Annotated in this window: 1 protein-coding gene; it reads right to left on the bottom strand. The window is 40.1% G+C overall.

Features of this window, described 5'->3' with window-relative positions; all coding sequences use genetic code 11:
• Nucleotides 1-32: 32 nt before the first annotated feature.
• Nucleotides 33-1,384 (bottom strand): IS3 family transposase gene (locus tag HMPREF2933_RS09530; RefSeq protein WP_101749935.1). Its coding sequence is split into 2 segments (ribosomal slippage): nucleotides 33-922 and nucleotides 922-1,384, totalling 1,353 coding nucleotides; the frame shifts between segments, so codons are not numbered across the junction.
• Nucleotides 1,385-1,440 lie beyond the last annotated feature (56 nt).

The raw sequence follows: 1,440 nt of genomic DNA, 5'->3' as shown, positions 1-1,440 counted from the left end.
TGTACTGCCCCCAAAAAGTTAGACAAAAAATATTAGTGAAAGGATTTAGTTCTGTACTGCACAGGACTAAGTCCTTTTAGTTTTGTTTTAATCCGTTTATTGTTGTAATAAACAATATAAGTTGCAATAGCTTTCTCCAGCTCATCAAGCGATTGATAACTCTTCTCATAACCGTAGAACATCTCCGATTTGAGGATGCCAAAGAAGGACTCCATCATCCCATTGTCTGGACTATTGCCCTTGCGAGACATAGATGGGACAATTCCTTTCGCTTCTAAGAATTGATGATAAGACTGGTGCTGATACTGCCAGCCTTGGTCACTGTGGAGAATGGTTCCCTTGTAGGTTTCAGCAGGAAAAGCCTTGGCTAACATTGTTCTGACCTGGTTCAAGTCAGGTGAACGTGACAAGGTAAAGGCAATGATTTCACTATTATACCCATCTAAAATAGGAGACAGGTAGAGCTTTCCATTGACGTTTGGTAAGGCAAATTCGGTTACATCTGTATAGCACTTTTCGTAAGGCCTAGAGCCTTCAAACTGACGCTGAATGAGATTCTCTGCTTTCTTACCAATCTCCCCCTTGTAAGAAGAATATTTCCGTTGACGGCGAATTCGAGCTTGTAGCCCCATCACTTGCATCAATCGCTGAACTTTCTTGTGATTGATATGAAAACCACGATTTTTCAGTTCAAGATGAATTTGACGATAACCATAGTTTCCCTTGTGCTCATCATAAATCAATTGAATTTCAGCTTTTAACTCTTGATCCTTGTCTGGTTTATCTAGCTGTTTTAGCTGGTAATAGTAAGTTGCACGAGAGAGTTTAGCGGTAGCTAGTAGGAAACTTAATCGGAATCCTTCCTTGACCATCTCTCTAATTGTCTCTGCTTTTCGCGCTGTAAGGCTTCGTCCCTTAAGCGTAACTCCCTCAACTTTTTTAGATAGGCATTCTCCGTTCTAAGATGCTCGTTCTCTTCTTGAAGTCGCTCTAGTTCCGTCATTTCTTCCCAAGTTTTCTTTTTCTTACGTCCCATCTTTGGTGGTCTCCCTCTTTGTTTCTCAACAATAGTATAGCCGTTTTTCTTATATTGTGCCAGCCAATTTGGGAGAGTCCCCCTGTTAGGAAGGGCAAAATCGAGAGAGACTGACAATTGAGAACGCCCTTCAAGAAGAACTTGATGAAGGATTTTTTGCTTTAGTTCAGGAGAATAATAAGTCTTCTTACCTCTCTTGACAATGTCTACTCCATGCCTATCAATTAGTCGAATCAGATATTCGATCCCTGACTGATTGAGGTTAAACTGTTTTGATAATGACTTGAGAGTTGCGCCGCTTTTTCGCAAGTAATAGATTTGAACCTTGTCTTCATAACTTAATTTCATAAAAATAACATCCCAAAAGTTAGAGTTTTCTTGTCTAACTTTTGGGGTGCAGTTCA

The organism is Streptococcus sp. HMSC066F10 (assembly GCF_001813805.1).
Taxonomy (GTDB): domain Bacteria; phylum Bacillota; class Bacilli; order Lactobacillales; family Streptococcaceae; genus Streptococcus; species Streptococcus vaginalis.
This window is presented reverse-complemented; position numbering and strand designations above follow the sequence as displayed.